This window comes from Catellatospora methionotrophica, from assembly GCF_011297335.1.
Lineage (GTDB): Bacteria > Actinomycetota > Actinomycetes > Mycobacteriales > Micromonosporaceae > Catellatospora > Catellatospora methionotrophica.
Map to the genome: position 1 here is coordinate 250,168 of NZ_JAAOTJ010000009.1, position 14,879 is coordinate 265,046.

The window sequence follows — 14,879 nt, forward strand, 5'->3', positions numbered from 1 at the left end:
CTACGGGCGCGGAGCGTGTGCCACCCTTCGCGCTGTCCGAGTTCGCCGCTACGTCTAGGGGGCAGTCATGGCCGCCATCTCCCGCGAAGAGGTCGCGCATCTCGCGCGCCTGTCGCGGCTCGCCGTCACCGATCAGGAGCTGGACCGCCTCGCCGGCCAGCTGGACGTGATCCTGCAGTCGGTGGCGCGGGTCGGTGAGGTCGCCGCGGATGACATCCCGCCGACGTCGCACTCGGTGCCGCTGGTCAACGTGCTGCGCGAGGACGTGGTCGTGCCCGGCCTGACCCGTGCGGAGGCGCTGTCGGGCGCGCCGGACACCGCCGAGGACCGTTTCCGCGTGCCGCAGATCCTCGCGGATGAGGAGTGACCCCCATGAGTGACCTGATCAAGCTGTCCGCCGCCGCGCTCGGCGAGAAGATCGCCGCCGGGGAGGTCTCCGCCGAGGAGGTCACCCGCGCCCACCTGGACCGCATCGCCGAGGTCGACGGCCGGGTGCACGCGTTCCTGCACGTCGACGACGAGGGCGCGGTGCAGGCGGCACGGGCCGTCGACGCCCAGCGGGCCGCGGGCGACAAGCTCGGGCCGCTGGCCGGGGTGCCGATCGCGATCAAGGACGTCATCGCGACCAAGGGCATCCCGTCCACCGCCGCCTCGAAGATCCTCGAAGGCTGGCGGCCGCCGTACGACGCGACCGTGATGACCCGCATCCGCGACGCGGGCATGGTCATGCTCGGCAAGACGAACATGGACGAGTTCGCGATGGGCTCCTCCACCGAGTACTCGGCCTACGGCCCCACGTTCAACCCGTGGGACCTGACCCGCATCCCGGGCGGCTCCGGCGGCGGCTCGGCGGCGTCGCTGGCCGCGTACGAGGCCCCGCTCGCCATCGGCACCGACACCGGCGGCTCGATCCGGCAGCCCGGCGCGGTCACCGGCACCGTCGGCGCGAAGCCGACCTACGGCGGCACCTCCCGCTACGGCCTGATCGCGTTCTCGTCGTCGCTGGACACGCCCGGCCCCTGCGCGCGTACCGTGCTCGACGCCGCGCTGCTGCACCAGGTCATCGCCGGACACGACCCGCGCGACTCCACCTCCATCCCGCTGCCCGTGCCCGACGTCGTCGCCGCCGCCCGCCAGGGCGCGTCCGGCGACCTCACCGGCGTACGCGTCGGCCTGGTCAAGGAGTTCTCCGGCGAGGGCGCCGAGCCCGGCGTCATGGCCGTCTTCCGGGACACCGTCGAGGCGCTGACCAAGCTGGGCGCCGAGGTCGTCGAGGTGTCCTGCCCGCACTTCCAGTACGCGCTGCCCGCGTACTACCTGATCGCCCCGAGCGAGTGCTCGTCGAACCTGGCCCGGTTCGACTCGGTGCGCTTCGGCCTGCGCGTCGGCGACGACGGCCGCAACTCGCTGGAGGAGGTCATGTCGCTGACCCGCGAGGCGGGCTTCGGCGAGGAGGTCAAGCGGCGCATCATCCTCGGCACGTTCGCGCTGTCGTCGGGCTACTACGACGCCTACTACGGCCAGGCGCAGAAGGTGCGCACGCTGATCACGCGCGACTTCACGGCCGCGTTCGAGAAGGTCGACGTGCTGGTCTCGCCGACCACCCCGTTCACCGCGTTCGAGCTGGGCGCGCGCACCGCCGACCCGTACCAGATGTACCTGGCGGACCTGTACACGATCCCGACGAACCTGTACGGCGGCCCCGGCATCTCGGTGCCCGCCGGACTGTCCGACGGGCTGCCGGTGGGTCTGCAGGTGATGGCCCCGACCATGGCCGACGACCGGATGTACCGGATCGCCGCCGCGGTCGAGTCGACGGTCGGCACCTTCGCCCCGCCCGCGCTCTGATCCATGCCGTGACAGCGGCGTCCCCTCCCCGGCGGGAGGGGGCGCCGCTTTCATCGATCGACCCTGCCGCCGGTCGGCGCGGCCAGGCGCGGATAACCCGGTGTGAGCGGGGCCGGGCGGGCTACTAGGCTGGTGGTTGTTTTGTCCGGCGGCGTCTCGCACGCCCACGCCCAGCCTGGAGCGAGCAGATGAGCACCAACGTGCTGCCCACCTACGACGACGTCGTCTCCCGCTACGAGCCGGTCATCGGCCTGGAGACCCACGTCGAGCTGGGCACCGTCACCAAGATGTTCTGCGGCTGCCCGACCGACTTCGGCGCCGAGCCGAACACCCAGGTGTGCCCCGTCTGCCTGGGCCTGCCCGGCAGCCTCCCGGTGGCCAACCGCGCCGCGATCGAGGCGACCATCCGCATCGGGCTCGCGCTGAACTGCTCCATCGCCACCTGGTGCCGGTTCGCGCGCAAGAACTACTTCTACCCCGACATGCCGAAGAACTACCAGATCAGCCAGTACGACGAGCCGCTGTGCGTCGACGGTTACCTCGACGTCGAGGTCGACGGCGAGCTGGTGCGCATCGGCATCGAGCGGGTGCACCTGGAGGAGGACACCGGCAAGACGCTGCACGTCGGCGGCGCGACCGGGCGCATCCACGGCGCGACCGAGTCGCTGGTCGACTACAACCGGGCCGGCATCCCGCTCGTCGAGATCGTCACCAAGCCGGTGCCCGGCCTCGGTGCGCGCGCCCCCGAGATCGCCAAGGCGTACGTCGCCGAACTGCGTGACGTCATCCGCACCCTGGGCGTCTCCGACGTACGCATGGAGCAGGGCTCGATGCGCTGCGACGTGAACACCTCGCTGAACCTGCCCGGCGCCGAGTGGGGCACCCGCACCGAGACCAAGAACGTCAACTCGCTGCGCAGCGTCGAGCGCTCGGTGCGTACGGAGATGCTGCGCCAGGCGATGGTGCTCGACGGCGGCGGCACCATCACCCAGGAGACCCGGCACTTCCACGAGGACACCGGCGACACCACGTCCGGGCGTTCCAAGGAGACCGCGACCGACTACCGCTACTTCCCCGAGCCCGACCTGGTGCCGCTGGCGCCCGAGCCGGTGTGGGTGGAGCAGCTCAAGGCCGCGCTGCCGGAGCTGCCGCGCCAGCACCGCGCCCGGCTCAAGACCGAGTGGAACCTGTCCGACCTGGACATGCAGTCCATCCTCAACGCGGGCGCGGTCGAGCTGATCGAGCGCACCGTGGCGGCGGGCGCGTCGCCGGAGGCGGCCCGTAAGTGGTGGCTCGGCGAGCTGTCCCGGCGCGCCAACGCCGACGGCGTCGAGCTGGAGGCCGTCGGCGCGACGCCCGAGCAGGTGGCGAAGCTGCAGGTGCTGGTCGCGTCGGGCAAGCTGACCGACAAGCTGGCCCGCCAGGTGCTGGAGGGCGTGCTGGCCGGTGAGGGCGACCCGGAGCAGATCATGGCCGCCCGCGGGCTGGAGGTCGTCTCCGACACCGGTGCGCTGACCGCCGCCATCGACGAGGCCATCGCCGCCAACCCGGAGGTCGCCGAGAAGATCCGTGGTGGCAACCAGGCCGCCGCGGGCGTGCTCATCGGCGCGGTCATGAAGACCACCAAGGGCCAGGCCGACGCCAAGACGGTCCGCGAGCTGGTCCTCGCCCGCCTGGCGAGCTGACCCGCCGCTCGGTCGGAGCTCTGCCTCGCTGGGCTCCGACCACCCCGCTTTGCATAGACGCTGGCCTATTACATCGAGTTTGATCTACAAATATTCGATGTAATAGGCCAGCGTCTATCAAACGCGGGGCGTGGCGCGCCAGCCGGGGCGTGTCAGCGGGTGCGGGAGGGTGTGGGGCGGGGGGAGGAGCCTGGGGCGGCGGACTGGCCCGGTGGGGTGTCGTCGACGACGTGGCGGGAGAGGGCTACCTCGGCCAGGCCGGTGCCGCCGACGGTGATGTCGTCGTACGCCATCAGGGCCCGGTCGTCGTCGAAGTAGAGCACCGACATCGTCAGCGGGGTCGGGGTCTCGCCCTCGAGGCCGCGCAGCCCGGCTCCGCCGGTGGAGCCCTGGACCATGAGCATGGTCTTGTCGTCGCCGAGCTTGCCGACCTCGCGGTGGTGCCGGTGCCCGGCGAGCACGACCGGGGTGTATCCGGCCAGCGGCCCCGCCGACAGCGGGTCGTGCACCAGTGCCAGGTCGACCGTCCGTTCGCGCTGCTTGGCGATGGTGTCGGCGAGCTGGTCGCCGACGTCGATGACCCGTTCCACGGTCTGCTTGGACTCGCCTGACCCGGCCGGTTCGGCGCCCTTGTCGGGGGTGAAGCGCGGGTCGCCGATCCCGGCGATGCTCAGCCCGGCGACCTTCACCACCCGGTTGTCCAGCACGATCGCGTTGGGCTGGGCGGCGACCGCGGCCTGGGTGACGGCCGAGTCGTGGTTGCCGCGCACGAACACGTACGGCACCTTCAGCAGCGAGATCGAGGCCACGAACGCCTTCTCGGGTTCGCTGCCCCAGTCGGTGATGTCGCCGGTGTCGACGACGACGTCGATGTGGAAGTTGTCCACCACGGTCCGCAGCACGCCCCACGCCGCCGGGTTCAGGTGCAGGTCGGAGACGTGCAGCACGCGCAGGGTGTTGTCCTCGGGGGAGTACACCGGCAGGTTCTGCACCGTGGCGTAGAGGCTGCCGACGTTGCTCACCAGCTTCTGCAGCTGGGCGGCGTACTCGTCGTAGCGGTCGGCGATGCGCTGCGCGTTGCCGAGCACCGACGGCGCGTTGGCCAGCAGGCCCTCGTACCGTGGTTCACGCAGGGCACCCGGGTTGAACGTGCCGAACGCCGTGCCGAACGCGCCCACCATGATCGTCAGTGCCAGGCCGCCCGCCCAGGCGACCTGGCGCATCCGCCGGTACACCAGCGCGGCCAGCAGCATCGCGCCGAGGATCGCGACGGCGGTGGCGCGTAGCACGAGCCGACTGACCCCGGCGCGGACGTCGTCGACGGCGGTGCGGCTGGCCGTGGTGATGCCCGCCGGGTCGGTGATCAGGGCCTCGGTGCGGGTGCGGTCGAGCGCGTCGAGGCGCACCATCAGCCGGGCCGGGCCGTCGTGGCTGTCGAGCTGCAGCGAGCCCAGCGGCGGCAGCACCACCTCGGTGTCGCCGTACCAGGACGGGGTCAGCGCCATCGTCGCGCGGAACGGGCCCACGTCGACGCTGGTCGCCGCGGCCAGGTAGAGCCCGATCGCCAGCCCGGTCAGGGACACGGCCAGCATCCCGAACGCCGCGCCGAGCCGTCGCCACGGCACCCGGCCGAACACGGCCGCCACCGTGGCACGCCCGCGCGGGCGCGTGCCGTCGTCCGTCGTGCCCCCCGCGTAGCGTCCCAGCGGCCGTGCCCACCTCGGCAACCGAGTCATCGCCCCATCATGCCCCGGCTGTCACGCGGGAGCGAGCGTGACAGCAAGAATTCGATCATCGGCTGCGACGGGTTCACCCCGGCCGTCGTGGTTGCTGGTCAGCACCCATACCGAGCCGTCGGGGGCGGTGTGCGCGTCGCGCAGGCGGCCGTACTCGCCGACCAGTGCAGCGGCGGGCGCGGCCCGCAGGGTGCCGTCGGCGCGCACCGGGACCAGCCACAGGCGCTCGCCGCGCAGGCAGGCCGCGACGAGCACGTCACCGGCCATCGCCGCGCCCGAGCACGAGGACTCGTCGGTGGGCCAGGCGACCACGGGGTCGGTGTACTTGCCCTCGCCCGCCGCGCCCTCGACCTCGGGCCAGCCGTAGTTCTTGCCCGGCTCGATCCTGTTGATCTCGTCCCAGGTGTTCTGGCCGAACTCGGTCGCCCACAGGTGGCCGCCCGCGTCCCAGGCGATGCCCTGCACGTTGCGGTGCCCGTAGGACCAGACCAGCGTGCCGTACGGGTTGCCCGGTGCGGGTTTGCCGTCCGGCGTCATGCGCAGGATCTTCCCGCCCAGGCTCTTCAGGTCCTGCGAGTTGCCCCGGGTCGCGGCGTCGCCGGTGGTCGCGTACAGGAAGCCGTCGGGCCCGAAGGCCAGCCGCCCGCCGTTGTGGATGCCCGAGATCGGGATGCCGGTGACGATCGGCTCCGGCCGCCCGCCGAGCTTCCAGCGCGCGATCCGGTTGTCGTCGCCCGCGGTGTAGTACAGGAACACGGTCTTGTCCTGCGCGTACTGCGGCGACACCGCGATGCCGAGCAGGCCGCCCTCGCCCCCGGAGTCCGCTTCGCTGATCATGCCGACCTCGGCGACGGTGAGTCCGCCGCCGGACGAGCCGGGGCCGACCTGCACGATCCGCCGGGAGTCGCGCTCGGTCACCAACGCGCCGCCGTCGGGTAGGAAAGCCACGCCCCAGGGCGCGCGCAGGCCGGTGGCCAGGGTCTTCGCCGTGGCCGTACGCGGGCTGAAGGTCGCCGCCCCGGCCGGCGACGACGGGGCCGTGGGCAGCGTCGGGGCCTGCGAGGCGATCGTGTCGGGCTGCTCGCTGCACCCGGCCGTGAAGGCGAGCGCGGTCAACGCCGCGATGATCCCGTTCCGTGCCCGGCGCGAAGACATGCGATCGAGCCTAACCCGCTGCGCTGTGCTCAACTACTGCCTCGTTTCTCTCAACCCCCGCCCGCCCCGCCGCGTCGGGAAGGACGACGGAAGGAGGAGCCGCATGGCGGAGGACGGGTTCCGCGAGTTCGTGCAGTTGCGCTACGGCGACCTGTTACGTACCGCCTACCTGCTCACGGGTTCGACCCACGCGGCCGAGGACCTGGTGCAGTCCGCGCTGCTCAAGGCGTACCGGCGCTGGGACCGGGTGGACGAGCCGATGCCGTACCTGCGCCGGGCTCTGGTCAACCAGCGCACCAGCGTGTGGCGGCGGATCGGCTCCCGCGAGCTGCTCACCGGCGTACTGCCGGAACGGGGGCGGGCAGACGGGAGCGCCGCGCACGCGGAACGGGACGAGCTGATGGCGGCACTGGCGACGCTGCCGGTGCGCATGCGCGCCGTGCTGGTGCTGCGGTACTGGGAGGACATGTCCGAGGCGGACACGGCGGCCGCGCTGGGCTGCTCGGCGGGTTCGGTGAAGTCCCAGGCCAGCCGTGGGCTGGCCCGGTTGAGGGAGGTGCTGCGACCGGAGACCCGGCCCGCGGCGGGCGTCGCGGAGGTGACGGCATGAGCGAGCGTGAACTGATCGAGGGGCTGGCCCGGCTGGCGGAGCCGGTGCGGCCCGCCGAGGACCCGTACGGGCGGCTGATGCGGCGGCACCGCAGGTCGCGGCGCACCGCCGTGGCCGGGTGGAGCACCGGTGCGGTGGCGGTCGCCGTCGCGGCGCTGCTCGGCCCGATCGGCATCCAGAACGCGGCCACACCGATGCCGTCCGGCCCGTCCCAGGCATCGTCGGACTCCGGCACGCCGCTGACTCCCTGGGTCCGGCGGCTGATCGACACCCCGGTGCGGGGCGGTCTCGCCGGGGACCGGGCGTTCCTCGACGAGCTGACCGGCCTGCTGCAGCGCCACGACATCGGCGCGGTGCCCGGCGGCCAGGTGAGGATCCTGTACGCCGGTGACGTGGGGGAGACCCGGCTGGTGGCCGCGGTCCGCTCCGACGGCGAGTTCCAGCAGGGCGTGCTGGCGACGGCCGCTCGGGGCGCGAGCCCCGCGGACCTGAACGCGGGCGACGAGAAGATCTACACGCCGGGCGAGCCGGCCGTGCGGCGCTTCGAACTACGGCCGTTCACGAGCATCGGGGTGGGCCGGACCACGGTCCTGCTGGCCCCGTCCGGGTGTGTCATCGCCAGCACGGACACCCGGGCCGGCGAGGTCGGCTGGGCCGACGAGCCCACCGGCGACTTCGCGCTGATCGAGAAGTCCTGGACCTGGCAGCAGGTCACCTGTGACGGCAAGGTCCGCTTCCGGGGCCGGGCGCCCGGCGAGGGCGTCATCACGGCGGGACGCCGCCTCACCGACGCCGAGATCGCGGCCGGGCTGGGCGGCGCGCGCGGCACCGTCGAGCCCGCGATGGCGGCCCAGCATCTGCGAACGTCCGTCGACGGCGACACCGAGGGATCGCCGCGGCTGCTGTACATGGGGCAGCCCCCGCGCACCGGCCTGCCGGTGTACGGCGTGGTCGTCTCCTTCCGGCGGGACGGATGGTGGCAGCTGAGCTGCTGGGCGGCCGACGGCAGCGGGATGTCGATGACGACGTCCACCGACCTGGGCGCACCCGACCGGGTCATCGCGCTGCCGCTGGACCCCGCGACCACGGCCACCCCCGACCCCCAGCAGCGCACCCCGGTGCTCGTGATCGCCCCGCGTGATGCGGTGAAGGTGCGTGTGCTCGGCGCGGGCGACCGGCTGCTCGACACGGTCACGCTCACCGACGGCGTCGGCACGACCACGCAACGGCCCGACGGCACCTTCACCCTGCGCGCCTACGACAAGTCAGGCAACGCCGTAGGCCTGGGCAGCCATCCCCTCCCCACCGAACGCCTGCCCGCCCCCTTCCTCGACGACTGGTCCTGAGCGAAAGAAGGGCGCCTTCCCATCGCTTCGCGTTGAGGAAGGTGCCCTTCTTCACGGGCACCGCCGGGCGATAGCGTGGGGGCGTGCGGATGTGGATCGCCCATGAGGCGGGTCGTGAGCTGATGGGCCCGTTGCCGACGGGTGTCGAGGTGGCGGTGCTGCCACGGCCGGACGCGCCGCTGCCGGGCGACCCGGCCGAGGTCGAGTTCTGGGTGCCGCCGTTCCTGAGCACCAGCGGCGACGTGGTCGGCATGGCGGGCCGGATGACCGGCCTCAAGGTCGTGCAGCTGATCACCGCCGGGGCCGACGCCTGGGTCGGCAGGCTGCCCGAGGGCGTGACGCTGTGCGACGCCCGCGGCGTGCACGACGCGCACACCGCCGAGTGGGTGGTCACGGCGATCCTGGCCTCGCTGCGCCGGTTCGACCACTTCGCGCGGGCGCAGGCCGCGCACCGCTGGGCATACGCTGAGGTCACGCCCACCGACGAGCTGGGCGGCAAGCGGGTGCTGATCGTCGGCGCGGGCTCCATCGGCGCGGCGGTCGCGGCCCGGCTGGCCCCGTTCGAGGTGGAGCTGACCTACGTCGCCCGCACCGCCCGCGACGGTGTGCACGGCGTCGACGAGCTGCCCCGGCTGCTGCCGCAGGCCGACGTGGTGGTGCTGCTGGTGCCGCTGACGCCGCAGACGCGGGGGCTGGTGGACGCGTCGTTCCTGTCCGCGATGGCCGACGGGGCGCTGCTGGTCAACGCCGCCCGGGGGCCGGTCGCCGACACCGCGGCGCTGGCCAAGGAGCTCTCGTCGGGGCGGATCAGCGCGGCGCTGGACGTCACCGACCCCGAGCCGCTGCCCGCCGGGCACCCGCTGTGGGACCTGCCGAACGTCCTGATCACCCCGCACGTGGCGGGTTCGGTGCGCGGGCTGCTGCCCCGCGCGTACCGCCTGGTGGGTCTGCAGTTGCGCCGGTATCTCGCCGGCCAGACCCTCGACAACCAGGTCCGCGACGGCTACTGACGCCCGTCAGGCGGTGGCCGGCGACTGACCCGCCGCCGTGACCAGCGCGGGCAGGTCCGCGGGGCGCACCGCGGCCAGGGTGAGCGCGCTGCCGTCGGTGAGCACGGCGACGACCTGCTTCGGGCCGTCCGGGCGCAGCTCGGCGACCTGTGACCAGAGCACGATCCGGCTGCCCAGCAGTGCGCGCACGCGCAGCCCGCGCTCGTTGACGTCGGTGCCCGACCGCCAGGCCCAGATCATGACCGCGGCGGGCACGACGGGCACCAACCACCAGAACCCGCCCTGCGCGGCCAGCGGCACGCTGCCGAGCAGGGTGATCAGGGCGGCGACGCTGATGGAGGCGGGGAGGCGGAAGCGGGTCACACCACGATTGTTCCACGTAGTGTGTTGTGTCGGACGTCACGGGCAGCCCCGCCGCCAGGGCCGGAACACCGTGGGGCCGACGGGGTGGAACAGAGACGAAGCGAGGTCGACGATGACCGTTCTGCTGCTCATAGGCACGGCGAAGGGGCTGTTTCTCGCCCGCCGGGACCGCGTCGGGGACGCCTGGCAGCTGTCGGTGCCGCAGTTCCCGATGACCGGGGTGTACGCCGTCGGCGTCGACACCCGCCGCGCCACGCCCCGCCTGCTGGCCGCCGTCGACAGCTCGCACTTCGGGCCGAGCGTGGCGACCAGCGACGACCTGGGTGCCTGCTGGCGCGAGCCGGACCACGCCCCGCTGGCCTTTCCGCGCGATACCGACACGGCGCTGACCCGCGTCTGGGCGCTGCAACCGGGCCCGGCCGCCGAACCCGACGTGGTCTGGGCGGGCACGCAGCCCTCCGCGCTGTTCCGCTCCACCAACGGCGGCCTGACGTACGAGCTGGTCCGCAGCCTGTGGGAGCACCCGCACCGCACCGCGTGGGGCGAGGGCTTCGGCGGCCAGGCCATCCACACGATCCTGCCGCACCCCACCGACCCGCAGCGTGTGCTGGTGGCGATGTCCACCGGCGGCGTCTACCGGACCACCGACGGCGGTGCGAGCTGGCACCCGGCCAACAGCGGCATCCACGTGTCGTTCCTGCCCGACCCGTTCCCGGAGTTCGGCCAGTGCGTACACAAGGTGGCCCGCGACGGCGCCGACCCCGAACGCCTCTACCTGCAGAACCACCACGGGGTGTACCGCTCCGACGACGACGGCCGGACCTGGACCTCGATCGCGGACGGCCTGCCCAGCGACTTCGGCTTCGCGATGGTGGCGCACCCTCGCCGCGGCGGCACCGCGTGGAGCTTCCCGATCACCGCCGACGCGCTGCGCTTCCCGGTGGAGAACAGGTGCAGGGTCTTCCGCACCACCGACGCCGGAAAGACCTGGACCGCGCAGGCGTACGGGCTGCCCACCGCCCCGTTCTACCCCTCGGTCCTGCGCGACGCGATGTGCGCCGACGGCGGCGACCCGGTCGGCGTCTACTTCGGCAGCCGCACCGGCGAGGTGTTCGCCAGCCCCGACGAGGGCGGCAGCTGGGCGCTGGTCGCGGCGCACCTGCCCGACGTGCTGTGCGTACGGGCGGTGCGGCTCTGATGGTGACGGTGCTGGTGCCGGGCGCGCTGCGGACCGAGGCCGGCGGGGAGTCCCGCCTCGACGTGGCCGCCGGGGGCACGCTGCGCGCGGTCCTCGACGAGATCGACCAGCGCTGGCCCCGGCTGGGCCGGCGCATCAGGGACGAGCGGGGCGAGCTGCGCCGCTTTGTGAACGTCTACGTGGACGGGGAGGACTGCAGGATGCTGTCAGGTCAGGACACGCCGGTGGCCGGGGGCGGCGAGGTGCAGGTGCTGCCCAGCGTCGCGGGCGGCAGCGTGGCGCAGGAGGTGTTCGACGGGGACCGGGTCCTCGCCGAGAACTTCGCGCCGTGGGTACGGGAGCTGGGGCTGAGCGTGCAGGAGACGGGGTCCGACTGGGCCACGCTGCGGCTGCCGTGGTCGGATCGGCTGGCCCGGGAGGGTGGCGCGATGAGCGGGCAGGCGCTGATGGCGGCGGCGGACACGGCGACGGTGATCGCGGTCAGCGCGGCGCGGGGCGGCTTCGTGCCGATGACCACGGTGCAGCTGTCGACGACGTTCCAGCGGCCGGTGCTGGGCAGCGACGTGCTGGTCACGGCCCGGTTGACCAAACTGGGGCGGACGATGGCCTTCGCCGACGTCACGATGACCGCTAAGGGCACCCTGGTAGCCCACGCGACCACGGTGTACGCCCTCCTCTGACCCGGTGCGCCGGTCCCGCCGCGCGCTCGGCCCCGTTCTCCCATAGACGCTGGCCTATTACATCGATTATTTGTAGATCGAACTCGATGTAATAGGCCAGCGTCTATGTGGGGGGAGGCGTTGCCGCGGAGCGGGGTAGGGGTTAGGGGTAGGTCAGGTGAGGGCGGTCCAGAAGGGGACTGGTTTGGGGGCGGTGCGGGTGTCGCCGCCGGGGAGGTCGAACTCGTGGTGGAGGTAGCTGGGCAGGGTATCGCCGTACACGATGACGTCGGTCTGCATGACGGAGAAGACGGGCAGGTCGGTCTCGGGCAGGGCGGGGGTGTAGCGGTGGCCGTAGACGGGGACCAGCTGCGGGGTCTGGTCGAGCATGCGGCGGGCGACCGACAGCGCGAAGGCGGTGCGGGACGGGCGGTCGCCCCAGGCGGGCAGCCAGAAGCCGTTCTCCTGCACGTCGAACAGCACCCCGTCGACCGGTGCCGCGAGCCGGTCGCGTAGCCGGTCGGGGTCGCCGTCGCGCCAGTCGGGCCAGCGGCCGCCGACCGGGAGCCCGGCCGCGAGCAGGGCCCGGTGGTCGGGGTTGAAGACGAACCCGAAACGCTGCTCCAGTCCCGCGAACTCGGCGGCGGTCAGCGGGTCGGCGACCTGGGCCGGCAGCGCCGCCAGCAGTTCGCGGGCGTACGCCGCGGACAGGGTCATGGGGCGAGTCTAGGCCTCAGCCCGCAGGGGGAGCGGTGCTTCCCCGGGGCACGAGCTGCGGTGTCGTGTCCTGGAAGCCGCGGACCTCGGCCCCGTCGAGGATCTTGAGGAGCTGGTCGGCGGCGTGCGCGCCGTACGCGGCGATGTCGCGGCTGACCGCGGACAGCTGCGGGTGCAGCAGCTGGCACAGCGGTGAGTCGTCCCAGGCCACGATGGACAGCTGGTGCGGCACGGAGATGCCCATCTCGTGCGCGACGCCCAGGCCCGCCACCGCCATCGTGTCGTTGTCGTAGACGATCGCGGTCGGGGACGGGCGGCGCGACAGCAGCGCGCGGGTGGCGCGGGCGCCCTCCTCGCCGGTGTAGTCGGTGTAGACGGTGGTCACGTCGGTGAGACCGACCCGGTCGGCGGAGTCGGCGACGGCCTGCCCACGCAGCGAGGTGTGCCACAGGTCGGCGAGCCCGGCGACGCGGGCGACCCGGCGGTGCCCGAGCGCGGCCAGGTATTCGACGACGGACGTGGTCACGGCGACCTCGTCGCTCCATACGCCGGGCAGGGTGCCCAGGCCGTGCGGGCCGCCGATGACGACGCAGGGCATGTTCAGCTCTTCGAGCAGGGGGATGCGCGGGTCGTCGCGGCGCAGGTCGACGATGATCACGCCGTCGACGCGGCGCTGCGCCCACCAGCGGCGGTACGTCGCCATCTCGCGCTCGCGGTCCTCGGTGACCTGCATCAGCAGGCTGACGTCGCGGGCCGACAGGGTCGCCTCGATGCCGGAGATGAGCTGCATGAAGAAGGACTCGATGCCCAGCGTGCGGGCGGGGCGGTCGACGATCAGGCCGAGCACGCCGGTGCGGCCGTCGGACAGGGCGCGGGCGGCGCTGCTGGGGTGCCAGCCGAACTGCTCGGCGACGGCGAGGATGCGCCGCCGGGTCTCCTCGGAGACGCCGGGGCGGCCGTTGAGCGCGTACGACACGGCACCTTTGGACACCCCCGCGGCGCGGGCGATGTCGGCGATGGTTACCCGCTTCATATGTGCTCCAGGTGCCTTGTGAATGATCGACGCCCCCCTCGTGCTGAACAGTTCAGCACGAAAGGAGCGCCGATCACAGTGGCTCAGTCGGTGTACCCCGGCATGGGGAAGCCCTGGAGCAGGTCGCGCACCTGACAGGCGATGCGCTCGACGGTGGCAGTGTCGTCCTTGACCGCGGCGGTGACGGCGTCGTCCATCCATGCCGCGACCTGCGGCATGTGCTGCTCGGTGAGGCCGCGCGTGGTGAGCGCGGCGGTGCCGAGGCGGATGCCGGACGGGCTCCACGGCTTGCGGGGGTCGTAGGGCACCGTGTTGAAGTTCAGCTCGATGCCCGCCGCGTCGAGCACCTTGGCCGCGGGCTTGCCCTCGACGCCCTTGCCGGTCAGGTCGATGAGCAGCAGGTGGTTGTCGGTGCCGCCGGAGACCAGGTCGAAGCCCCGCTCGTTGAGCGCGGTCGCGAGCGCCTTGGCGTTCGCGACGATCTGGTGGGCGTACGCGGTGAAGGTCGGTTGGGCCGCCTCGTGCAGCGCGACGGCGATGCCCGCGGTGGTGTGGTTGTGCGGGCCGCCCTGCAGGCCGGGGAAGACGGCCTTGTCGATGGCGGTGGCGTGCTCGGCGCTCGCCATGATCATGGCGCCGCGCGGGCCGCGCAGGGTCTTGTGGGTGGTCGTGGTGATCACGTCGGCGTGGCCGACCGGCGACGGGTGCGCGCCGCCCGCGATCAGGCCCGCGATGTGCGCGATGTCGGCGACCAGGATCGCGCCGACCTCGCGGGCGATCGCCGCGAAGGCCGGGAAGTCGATGGTGCGCGGGATCGCGGTGCCGCCGCAGAAGATCATTTTCGGGCGTACGGCCAGCGCCGTGTCCCGGACCAGGTCCATGTCGATCCGGCCGGTGTCCCGCCCGACGGTGTAGTGCTCGGGCCGGAACCACTTGCCGGTCGCCGACACCGGCGAGCCGTGCGTGAGGTGCCCGCCCTGGGCCAGCTCCAGCGACAGGAACGTGTCGCCCGGCTGCATGAACGCCAGGTACACGGCGAGGTTGGCCGGGGAGCCGGAGTAGGTCTGCACGTTGGCGTGCTCGGTGCCGAACAGCGCCTTGGCCCGCTCGATGGCCAGCGTCTCGATCTGGTCGCAGAACTGCTGACCCTCGTAGTAGCGCTTGCCCGGATACCCCTCGGAGTACTTGTTGTTGAGCACCGTCCCGCAGGCTTCCAGCACCGCGGTGGACACGTAGTTCTCGGAGGCGATCATCCGCAGCTTGTCGTGCTGCCGCTTCGCCTCGCCCTCCACGAGCGCGGCCAGCGTCGGATCGGCGGCCGTCAGGTGCGGCAGTTTGGGCTCGTGCATGGTGTCACTCCTAGTGCTCGGTGCCACCCGATCCTATGCCGCCCATGATCACCGCCCCCCGGCCCCTTCCTGCGGAAAAGGGGCCGGACACGCTGGTTGGCCATGAACTGAGGTTCATGGCCAACCAGCGTGAGGGAGTTCTCCCGCGGGGGCGAGCCTGCGCGGGGGAG

General features: G+C 72.6%; 14 protein-coding genes. 8 read left to right on the plus strand and 6 right to left on the minus strand.

Going from position 1 to position 14,879, the window contains the following annotated elements; genetic code table 11:
- Positions 1 to 67: 67 nt before the first annotated feature.
- From gatC to gatB, 3 genes are all read left to right on the plus strand, one after another.
- Positions 68 to 367, plus strand: a complete 300-nt coding sequence (gene gatC, locus HAV40_RS21665) for an Asp-tRNA(Asn)/Glu-tRNA(Gln) amidotransferase subunit GatC (RefSeq protein ID WP_166384053.1) — start codon at positions 68 to 70, stop codon at positions 365 to 367.
- A gap of 5 nt (positions 368 to 372) precedes the next feature.
- Entirely contained in the window at positions 373 to 1,848 is a 1,476-nt protein-coding gene (gene gatA, locus HAV40_RS21670; protein WP_166384055.1) for an Asp-tRNA(Asn)/Glu-tRNA(Gln) amidotransferase subunit GatA, read from the plus strand.
- 188 nt (positions 1,849 to 2,036) lie between these two features.
- Positions 2,037 to 3,533, plus strand: coding sequence for an Asp-tRNA(Asn)/Glu-tRNA(Gln) amidotransferase subunit GatB (gene gatB, locus HAV40_RS21675; protein WP_166384057.1), 1,497 nt, complete (start codon positions 2,037 to 2,039; stop codon positions 3,531 to 3,533).
- A gap of 152 nt (positions 3,534 to 3,685) precedes the next feature.
- On the opposite strand, the gene HAV40_RS21680 is transcribed toward gatB, so the two are convergent.
- Together HAV40_RS21680 and HAV40_RS21685 are read right to left on the minus strand one after the other, a co-directional pair.
- Positions 3,686 to 5,269: a metallophosphoesterase family protein gene (locus tag HAV40_RS21680; RefSeq protein WP_409364976.1), complete on the minus strand. Its 1,584-nt coding sequence runs from the start codon at positions 5,267 to 5,269 to the stop codon at positions 3,686 to 3,688.
- Between the two features lie 21 nt (positions 5,270 to 5,290).
- Positions 5,291 to 6,424, minus strand: coding sequence for a PQQ-dependent sugar dehydrogenase (locus HAV40_RS21685; protein WP_166384059.1), 1,134 nt, complete (start codon positions 6,422 to 6,424; stop codon positions 5,291 to 5,293).
- Between the two features lie 103 nt (positions 6,425 to 6,527).
- Between HAV40_RS21685 and HAV40_RS21690 the strand changes: the two genes are divergently transcribed.
- The 3 genes from HAV40_RS21690 (at position 6,528) to HAV40_RS21700 (ending at position 9,390) form a co-directional block, all read left to right on the plus strand.
- Positions 6,528 to 7,034: a SigE family RNA polymerase sigma factor gene (locus HAV40_RS21690; protein WP_166384061.1), complete on the plus strand. Its 507-nt coding sequence runs from the start codon at positions 6,528 to 6,530 to the stop codon at positions 7,032 to 7,034.
- The gene (locus HAV40_RS21695; RefSeq protein WP_166384063.1) at positions 7,031 to 8,380 is read left to right on the plus strand and encodes a hypothetical protein; all 1,350 of its coding nucleotides are present in this window, start codon (positions 7,031 to 7,033) and stop codon (positions 8,378 to 8,380) included. The genes HAV40_RS21690 and HAV40_RS21695 overlap by 4 nt, the downstream gene beginning before the upstream one ends.
- 83 nt (positions 8,381 to 8,463) lie before the next feature.
- Entirely contained in the window at positions 8,464 to 9,390 is a 927-nt protein-coding gene (locus HAV40_RS21700) for a 2-hydroxyacid dehydrogenase (RefSeq protein ID WP_166384065.1), read from the plus strand.
- 6 nt (positions 9,391 to 9,396) lie between these two features.
- On the opposite strand, the gene HAV40_RS21705 is transcribed toward HAV40_RS21700, so the two are convergent.
- Entirely contained in the window at positions 9,397 to 9,753 is a 357-nt protein-coding gene (locus HAV40_RS21705; protein WP_166384067.1) for a PH domain-containing protein, read from the minus strand.
- 112 nt (positions 9,754 to 9,865) lie between these two features.
- On the opposite strand from HAV40_RS21705, the gene HAV40_RS21710 reads away from it, so the two are divergent.
- Complete coding sequence (locus HAV40_RS21710; RefSeq protein WP_166384069.1) at positions 9,866 to 10,951, plus strand: WD40/YVTN/BNR-like repeat-containing protein; 1,086 nt, start codon at positions 9,866 to 9,868, stop codon at positions 10,949 to 10,951.
- Complete coding sequence (locus HAV40_RS21715) at positions 10,951 to 11,631, plus strand: MoaD/ThiS family protein (protein WP_239086442.1); 681 nt, start codon at positions 10,951 to 10,953, stop codon at positions 11,629 to 11,631. The genes HAV40_RS21710 and HAV40_RS21715 overlap by 1 nt, the downstream gene beginning before the upstream one ends.
- A 153-nt stretch (positions 11,632 to 11,784) precedes the next feature.
- Here HAV40_RS21715 and HAV40_RS21720 read toward each other — a convergent pair whose 3' ends face one another.
- The 3 genes from HAV40_RS21720 to HAV40_RS21730 all read right to left on the minus strand — a co-directional run bounded on the left by HAV40_RS21720 (position 11,785) and on the right by HAV40_RS21730 (position 14,709).
- Positions 11,785 to 12,327 carry a hypothetical protein gene (locus HAV40_RS21720; RefSeq protein WP_166384071.1) on the minus strand — a complete coding sequence of 181 codons (543 nt, stop codon included), beginning with the start codon at positions 12,325 to 12,327 and terminating at the stop codon, positions 11,785 to 11,787.
- Positions 12,328 to 12,343: 16 nt separating this feature from the next.
- Complete coding sequence (locus tag HAV40_RS21725; RefSeq protein WP_166384073.1) at positions 12,344 to 13,360, minus strand: LacI family DNA-binding transcriptional regulator; 1,017 nt, start codon at positions 13,358 to 13,360, stop codon at positions 12,344 to 12,346.
- Between the two features lie 83 nt (positions 13,361 to 13,443).
- Complete coding sequence (locus HAV40_RS21730; protein WP_166384075.1) at positions 13,444 to 14,709, minus strand: serine hydroxymethyltransferase; 1,266 nt, start codon at positions 14,707 to 14,709, stop codon at positions 13,444 to 13,446.
- Between the last annotated feature and the right edge of the window lie 170 nt (positions 14,710 to 14,879).